The organism is Bradyrhizobium altum (assembly GCF_020889705.1).
Lineage (GTDB): Bacteria > Pseudomonadota > Alphaproteobacteria > Rhizobiales > Xanthobacteraceae > Bradyrhizobium > Bradyrhizobium altum.
The window spans coordinates 1-7,419 of record NZ_JACMYP010000353.1; the positions used below are offsets into that span (position 1 = coordinate 1).

Annotated in this window: 6 protein-coding genes; 2 read left to right on the top strand and 4 right to left on the bottom strand. The window is 65.9% G+C overall.

The window, feature by feature from the left end; genetic code table 11:
• Positions 1-99: 99 nt before the first annotated feature.
• The 4 genes from H8B02_RS43130 to H8B02_RS43145 are packed head-to-tail and all read right to left on the bottom strand — an operon-like array spanning position 100 to position 4,399.
• Positions 100-1,314 carry an ABC transporter substrate-binding protein gene (locus H8B02_RS43130; RefSeq protein WP_229171831.1) on the bottom strand — a complete coding sequence of 405 codons (1,215 nt, stop codon included), beginning with the start codon at positions 1,312-1,314 and terminating at the stop codon, positions 100-102.
• Between the two features lie 28 nt (positions 1,315-1,342).
• Positions 1,343-1,927, bottom strand: a complete 585-nt coding sequence (locus H8B02_RS43135; protein WP_029078203.1) for an amino acid synthesis family protein — start codon at positions 1,925-1,927, stop codon at positions 1,343-1,345.
• A 16-nt stretch (positions 1,928-1,943) separates the two neighbouring features.
• Positions 1,944-2,954, bottom strand: a complete 1,011-nt coding sequence (locus tag H8B02_RS43140) for a UPF0280 family protein (protein WP_229171832.1) — start codon at positions 2,952-2,954, stop codon at positions 1,944-1,946.
• Positions 2,951-4,399, bottom strand: coding sequence for a 6-hydroxynicotinate reductase (locus H8B02_RS43145; RefSeq protein WP_229171834.1), 1,449 nt, complete (start codon positions 4,397-4,399; stop codon positions 2,951-2,953). Before H8B02_RS43145 ends, H8B02_RS43140 begins: the two co-directional genes overlap by 4 nt.
• Positions 4,400-4,674: 275 nt before the next feature.
• On the opposite strand from H8B02_RS43145, the gene H8B02_RS43150 reads away from it, so the two are divergent.
• Both H8B02_RS43150 and H8B02_RS43155 read left to right on the top strand, forming a co-directional pair.
• Positions 4,675-5,142, top strand: a complete 468-nt coding sequence (locus H8B02_RS43150; protein WP_229171836.1) for a (2Fe-2S)-binding protein — start codon at positions 4,675-4,677, stop codon at positions 5,140-5,142.
• Between the two features lie 20 nt (positions 5,143-5,162).
• Positions 5,163-7,419 (top strand): xanthine dehydrogenase family protein molybdopterin-binding subunit (locus H8B02_RS43155; protein ID WP_229171838.1); only part of this gene is annotated, 2,257 nt, incomplete at its 3' end.

Here is a 7,419-nt window from a genome sequence, read left to right on the forward strand (position 1 = left end):
GCGATCCGGGTGAGGGGCTGCCTCCACGAACACCCTTCGAGGACGGGGCCCCTCACCCCGACCCTCTCCCCGCAAGAGCGGGGCGAGGGAGAAGAGAAATCAATCCTTCGGCCGCAGCTTCTCGATTTCAGCATCGCCGGGCAGATAGTCCGCGCCCTTGCGATAGGCCGTGTCCACCATGATGCCCTTGCTGTCCTTCAGCGCGGTCTTGCCGGTGAAGGCCCCCAACGTCGACTGGTGATCGATCTTGCGGAAGGTGATCTCGCCGAACGGCGACGGCATCGAGATGCCTTCCGCCGCCGCGATCAGCTTCTCCGGATCGCTCGAGCCGGCCTTGGCGAGGATCGCCGCCGCCGCCTTGATGGTCTGGTAACCGACGATCGATCCGAGCCGCGGATAGTCGTTGTACTTGGCCTGGTAGGCCTTCAGGAACGCGTCATGCTCAGGCGTCTTGATCGAATACCAGGGATAGCCGGTGACGATCCAGCCCTCGGGCGTCTCATCCTTCAGCGGATCGAGATATTCCGGCTCGCCGGTCAGGAAGCTCACTACCGTGCGGCCCTTGAACAGGCCGCGCGTGTTACCCTCTCGCACGAGCTTGACGAGGTCGGCGCCGAAGGTGACGTTGAGGATCGCTTCCGGGTTCGCCGCGGCAGTCGCCTGCACCACCGGGCCAGCGTCGATCTTGCCCTGCGGCGGCCACTGCTCGTCGACCCACTGGATATCAGGCCGCTTCTCCGACATCAGCTTCTTGAACACCGCGACTGCCGACTGGCCGTATTCATAGTTCGGCGCTATCGTCGCCCAACGTTTTGCGGGAAGCTTCGCCGCCTCCTCCACCAGCATCGCCGCCTGCATGTAGTTGGAGGGACGCAGGCGGAACGTATAGCGATTGCCCTTCGACCAGGTGATGGCGTCGGTCAAAGGCTCTGCCGCCAGGAAAAACACCTTCTTCTGATTGGCGAAGTCGCTGACGGCGAGGCCGATATTGGAGAGGAACGTGCCGGTGAGCATCGCGACGTTCTCGCTCGACACCAGCTCGTTGGCCGCGGTCTGCGCATCAGCCGGCTTGCCGCCGTCATCCTTGGAAATGACGACGAGCTTCTTGCCTTTGATGCCGCCGGCCGCATTGATCTCCTCCACCGCAAGCTGCCAGCCCTTGCGATAGGGCTCGGTGAACGCCGGCAGCAAGGAGTAAGAGTTGATCTCGCCGATCTTGACTTCGCTCTGCGCCAACGCCTGTGTCGTCATGGCGCTCGTTGCCATGGTCGCGACCGCGATCGCCAATCCCGCCCCTACGAAATAACCACGCATCCCGTCCTCCAGTTTTTCTTCAAAGAGATTATCGCAATCCGTCTTCGCCCTTGACCTCGTCAACCGTCAGCCCGCCGACGCGCGGCAGCGGGCGTCCGCTGTCGGTGACCGCGACCGCGACCATGATCTCGTTGGCCCGCGGCGCGTCGTTGATCTGCACCTCCATGCCGTCGAAATGGCTGCGCACGAAGGCGGCGTCCTTGTGCCCGAGCGGAATGTCCAGCGTGGTGCCGGGACCCGAGCGCTTCTTCGACGACGGGATCAGCGCCGCGCCCTTGGAAAGCACCTTGCGCACCGGCGCACCCATCTTCGGATGCAGGATCGCGGCCGCATGCTCCAGCTCGCCATTCTCGCCGACGGCGGCGGCCTTGCCGTAGCTGTGCGCCTTGGCGCCGTCGATGCCGAGCGCGGCGACTGCCCGCTTCGAAAGCAATTCGCCGAGTTCCTCGCCGATCGCGATCAGCGGCGACAGATCCTCGACATAGCGGCCGGCAAAGGGATTTTCGATCACGGCGATCGCGGCAGCACGCCGAGTCGGCGGTGCGATGGTCTTGCCCATCTCCAGATGGGTCTCCTCGACCACGGTGACGATCTTGCGAATGACGGCGCTCATCTTGCCTCGCTCCCGGTCATGCCTGAAGCATGATTTCTGACGTTATTCTTTGAAACGCGTGCGACGCCGGCGTCCCGCTGCCAGTTGCACCGACAATTCGCGTTTCGCCCAGTAGACGCAATGCCGCGCCCTCGATCAATCCCGACGTCAGGAGCATGCGCGCCCGCGCCGCCCCCGCCTCGAGCGCCTGCTCGATCTCGTGTTCCGCGAGCGATCCGACATCGCGCGTCACCAGCCGCGCGCCGAGGTCGCTGTCGGGCTGCAGCTCGCTTGCCGGAACGCGCAGGATCGCAGGATGGCCCGGCAGATCGACCGCATTGGCGATCACGGTCGCCGCGGCATCGGCCTGCGATGCCGTCCGCGCCAGCACGGTGACGGCATCGGCAATGCCGAGCGAAAAGCTGCGGCCATGGCGGCCGCTGGTCGCGATACCGCGGACCGGCGTGTCGCTATCCACGGTCATGGTGCGCATCACGCCATGACGGTCCGGCCGGTCCATCAGACCGACGGTGACCTGTTCGCCATCGCCGAGATGCAGCGCGATGTCGCCGCCATTGTTGACATAGGCGCGGTCGAGCGTTGCCGTCTGCAGCATCGCGCCGAGGATTTCCTCGGCGACCGAACCCGCGACCGCCGCCATCGGGGTGATGAAGCAGTCGGTGGCAAACGGCGTGACCGCCGCATGCATGCGCCGCGCGACCACGCCCTTCAGTGCGCAGTGCTGCGGATCGGCCGCGCTCCGCAGCAGGGCGAGTTCGCCGCAGAGCTCGTCGAGCAAGCCAGTGAAGCGCTCCGCCGCGGCCTGATAGGCGGCGCCGACGTCCACGTCCCTGCCCTTGGCCTCGACGATGAGATCAATGGGGCCGTCCTGCAAATGCAGCCGCTTGCCGTCAGGAAGAAGCGCGATTTGCGGAAGCCTCGAGCCTTTTCCGTTCCGATGGAATCGGAACGGGGCTCTAGATTCTTGTTTTGACGCGTTTTCTTTGCGCGAACCGGTATCCACTTCGCTGGAAAACGCTCTCGTCATGCGCGCCGCCCGGGAAGATGAGGCATCGGCCGGACCTCGGCGCTGTCCCGCAGCGACGACAGCGGCCGGACAAAGTCCATATGGCCGCCGAGCGCCGCGTAATCCGACAGCCGCATCGTGAATTCGATCGGCGCCACCAGCGCTGGCGTCGGCACGTAGCCGAAGGCGCCGGCCGGCATCTGCGTGACATCGACCATGAAGGTGATGCCACCGCCCGGCCAGACATAGACCGGCGCGCCACCGCTGGTCACCCGCGTCAGCGCGTCCTTCACCGAGCGAGTCAGCCGTACCGGATTGTCGGTAACGCCGGCGCGCAGCGATCCGCCGGCCCCGCCCATGAACAACACGGTGCACAGCGCCGGCTCGCAATTCTCCTGGATGCGCTCGACCGAGAATTTCAGGTCGGCGGGCATCTCGGTCTCGATTGGCTTCAGCGCTTCGTCCAGCACGTAATAGGAAGCATGCTCGCCGGTGGTCGAGACCATCAGCATGGTGAGCCCCGGCCGCGCTTCCTTCGCATTGAAGGGACCCAGGATCGACAGCGGATCGGAGACGTTGGTGCCGCCCCATCCCGTGCCGGGATCGGCGACCTGGAAGTAGCGGCCGGGTGTCGAACGGCGCCCCTTCATCTTGATGCCGGTGTCGGCGATGTCGAGCAGCTTGCCGGCCTGGTGCTCGCTGAGCACCCCGGTGATGTGGTCGTCGACCACGACGACCTCGTCGACCTTGCCGTGCCACTGCTTGGCGAACATGCCGATGGTCGCCGAGCCGCAGCCGACCCGCATCCGCTCTTCCGCCATGCCATTGACGATCGGCGGCTTGCCCGCCTGCACCACCACGGTCGCGCCGCCGTCGATGGTCAGCTCTACCGCCTTGCAGTTGGAGAGATCCATCAGCGTATCGCAGGTGACGCGGCCCTCTTTCTTGGAGCCGCCGGTCAGATGATGCACGCCGCCGAGCGAGAGCATCTGCGAGCCATATTCGCTGGTCGTGACGTGACCGACCGCCTCGCCGTCGGCGCGGACAACAGCGGTTTCCAGGCCGAGATAGCGATCGGTGTCGATCTTCACCTTGACGCCGCAATAGGAGAAAATGCCCTCGGTCACCACGGTGACCATGTCGACGCCATCAACCTCCGACGACACGATGAAGGGCGCCGGCTTGTAGTCCGGATAAGTGGTTCCGGCGCCGATCGCGGTGACGAAGAGTTCGGGCTGACGGACGATCTTGCCGTCCCAGTCGCCGCTCGCCTGGAACGGCACCAGCTTGCCGCCATGCGAGACCGTGCGCTCCAGCACGACATGTGGATCGACCCGCACCAGCGTGCCATCGTGATTGGCGTACCGGTCACACGCGCCAGCCGCGCCCGGCTTGATGTAACACATCACCGGACAGGCATCGCAGCGGATCTTGTCGCCGGCGGCGACGGTCATTGTGTCAGCCATCGTGACCAAGCCTGGACTTGTGGTGGCGGTCGATCATACTGCGCTTCCGCCTCCCCGCCTATATCGTTCGTATACGAATGATCCTGCGCGCGAGCCCGGGACCTGTCAAGCGGCCTTTGCAATCAAACGCTGCCATTCGCTTGCGCACCCTGTTCATAAAGCGTGCACTCGCTGCAGCGCGGCATGCCGCCGCTTGCACGTTTGTATACAAACGTTATCCTCACGGGCGATCGACGTTGACATTGCAGCGCAAAATATAGGGGAGAACCGGAGCGATGCGCCTGACCGTGAATGGCAGGAATCATGATGTCGACGCCGCTCCCGACACCGCATTGCTTTACGTGCTGCGCAACGATCTCGCATTGAACGGACCGAAATACGGCTGCGGGCTCGGCGAGTGCGGTGCCTGCGCGGTGCTGATCGACGGCGTCGCCGCGCGCGCCTGCGTGATTCCGATCGAAGGCTGCGCGGGGCGCAACATCGTCACGCTCGAAGGTCTCGGCACACGCGAGCATCCCGATCCGGTGCAGGATGCGTTCATTCGCGAACAGGCCGCGCAGTGCGGCTATTGCCTCAACGGCATGATCATCACCACCAAGGCGCTGCTGACGCGCAATCCCCATCCTTCCGAGCATGAGGTGCTGGAAGCGCTGCGCTACAATCTTTGCCGCTGCGGCGCGCATATCGAAATCATCCGCGCGGCGATGCGTGCCGCCGGCCACGTGCTCGAGGCGCGCGATTGATGGCCGGTTCGGAGCAACGCATGCGCGGCTCGCTGTCCGTCGTTCGCCCTGCCGTGCTAGGCGCGGAAGGCGCGTTCGAGACCTTCGTCACCATCACGGCCGACGGTTCGGTCAGTGCCTATAACGGCCATGTCGATCTCGGCACCGGCATCCGCACCGCGCTCGGGCAGATCGTCGCCGAAGAGCTCGACGTCTCCTTTGCCCGCGTGGTCGTGATCCTCGGCGACACCGCCGTGGTGCCGAACCAGGGCGCGACGATCGCAAGCGAGACCATCCAGATCACCGCCATTCCCTTGCGCAGGGCGGCCGCGCAGGCGCGGCACTTTTTGCTCGCGCGCGCGGCGGAGCGGCTCGAACTGCCGGCTGGCGACCTCACGATCGAGGACGGCCTGATCCGTGGTCACGACAACCGCAGCGTCAGCTATGGCGAGCTGATCGCGGATGAGACCATCCGGCTCGAACTCGCCGACGACGTTCCGGTCAAGGCGGTGGACGCCTATTCCGTCGTCGGCAAGTCGGTGCCGCGCGTCGACCTGCCGGCGAAGGCCACCGGCGAACTCGTCTATGTCCACGATGTGCGCGTGCCCGGCATGCTGCATGGCCGCGTCGTCCGCCCGCCCTATGCCGGCGTCGACGCCGGGCCGTTCGTCGGCACCAGCCTGATCGCGGTCGATGAAGCCTCGGTGCGGGATGTTCCCGGCCTTGTCGCGGTGGTGCGGATCGGCGACTTCGTCGGCGTCGTCGCCGAACGCGAGGAGAACGCGATCAAGGCCGCCGCGCAGCTCAAGGTGAGCTGGAAGCCCGGACCGGCGCTGACCGATCTTTCCGACATCGAGAAGGCGCTGCGCGCCAATCCCTCGACGCCGCGGCAACTGATCGACAGAGGCGACGTCGACGCCGCGATCAAGGCGGCGACCAAGCCGATGCAGCGGACCTACGTCTGGCCCTACCAGATGCACGGCTCGATCGGCCCGTCCTGCGCGGTCGCCGATTGCAGCGAGGGTGCGATCCGGGTTTGGTCCGGCACGCAGAACCCGCACATCCTGCGCGGCGATCTGGCGCTTTTGATCCAGCGGCCGGAATCCGAGATCGACATCGTCAGGATGGAGGCCGCCGGCTGCTACGGCCGCAACTGCGCCGACGACGTTTCCGCCGATGCGCTGCTGCTGTCGCGTGCGGTCGGCCGCCCGGTGCGCGTCCAGCTGACCCGCGAGCAGGAACACGCGTGGGAGCCGAAGGGCACCGCGCAGCTGATGGACGTCAACGGCGGCCTCAACGCCGACGGCAGCGTCGCTGGCTACGACTTCGTTACGCGCTATCCCTCCAACGGCGCGCCTACGCTGGCGCTGCTGCTCACCGGGCGGATCGCACCTGAAGCGGCCGTGTTCGAGATGGGCGACCGCACCGCGATCCCGCCCTACGACTACGACAACATGCGCGTCGTCGCCAACGACATGCCGCCGATCGTGCGCGCCTCATGGCTTCGCGGCGTCTCGGCGCTGCCCAATACGTTCGCGCATGAATCCTATATCGACGAGCTTGCCGCCGAGGCGGAGGTCGATCCGATCGAATACCGGCTGCGCTATCTCAGGGATAAGCGCGCGATCGATCTCGTCAACGCGGTCGCCGAGCGCGCCGGCTGGACGCCGCGTCCGGTGTGGAAAGAGCCCGAGGCCGAGGGCGATGTCGTCCGCGGCCGCGGCTTTGCCTATGCGCTCTACGTGCACAGCAAGTTTCCCGGCTACGGCGCGGCATGGTCGGCATGGATCGCCGACGTCGCCGTCAACAAGGCGACCGGCGACGTCAGCGTGACCCGCGTCGTCGCCGGCCAGGATTCCGGGTTGATGATCAATCCGGAGGGCGTGCGACACCAGATCGAAGGCAACGTCATCCAGTCGACCAGCCGCGCGCTGATGGAAGAGGTCTCCTTCGAGCGCGGCGCAGTCACGGCGCGGGAATGGGGCGCCTACCCCATCATCAAATTCCCCGATCTGCCTGCGATCGACGTCCTGATGCTGCCGCGGCAGGACCAGCCGCCGCTCGGCGTCGGCGAGTCCGCCTCGGTGCCGAGTGCCGCTGCGATCGCCAATGCGATCTATGATGCGACCGGCGTCCGCTTTCGCGAGCCGCCATTCACGCCGGAACGCATTTTGAAGGGACTGCGCGGCGAGCAGCCCGTCGCGGCCGCGGCGCTTCCCTCACCCGCGCCGCCGGCCGACCTCAACAGGTGGCAAAATCCGTTTGCGAAACGCGGCGGGGTGCTCGCCGGCATTGCCG

Bases quoted from the DNA above. Each gene is read 5' to 3' on its own strand.
- H8B02_RS43130 (WP_229171831.1), bottom strand. From the start codon at position 1,314: ATGCGTGGTTATTTCGTAGGGGCGGGATTGGCGATCGCGGTCGCGACC.
- H8B02_RS43135 (WP_029078203.1), bottom strand. From the start codon at position 1,927: ATGAGCGCCGTCATTCGCAAGATCGTCACCGTGGTCGAGGAGACCCAT.
- H8B02_RS43140 (WP_229171832.1), bottom strand. From the start codon at position 2,954: ATGACGAGAGCGTTTTCCAGCGAAGTGGATACCGGTTCGCGCAAAGAA.
- H8B02_RS43145 (WP_229171834.1), bottom strand. From the start codon at position 4,399: ATGGCTGACACAATGACCGTCGCCGCCGGCGACAAGATCCGCTGCGAT.
- H8B02_RS43150 (WP_229171836.1), top strand. From the start codon at position 4,675: ATGCGCCTGACCGTGAATGGCAGGAATCATGATGTCGACGCCGCTCCC.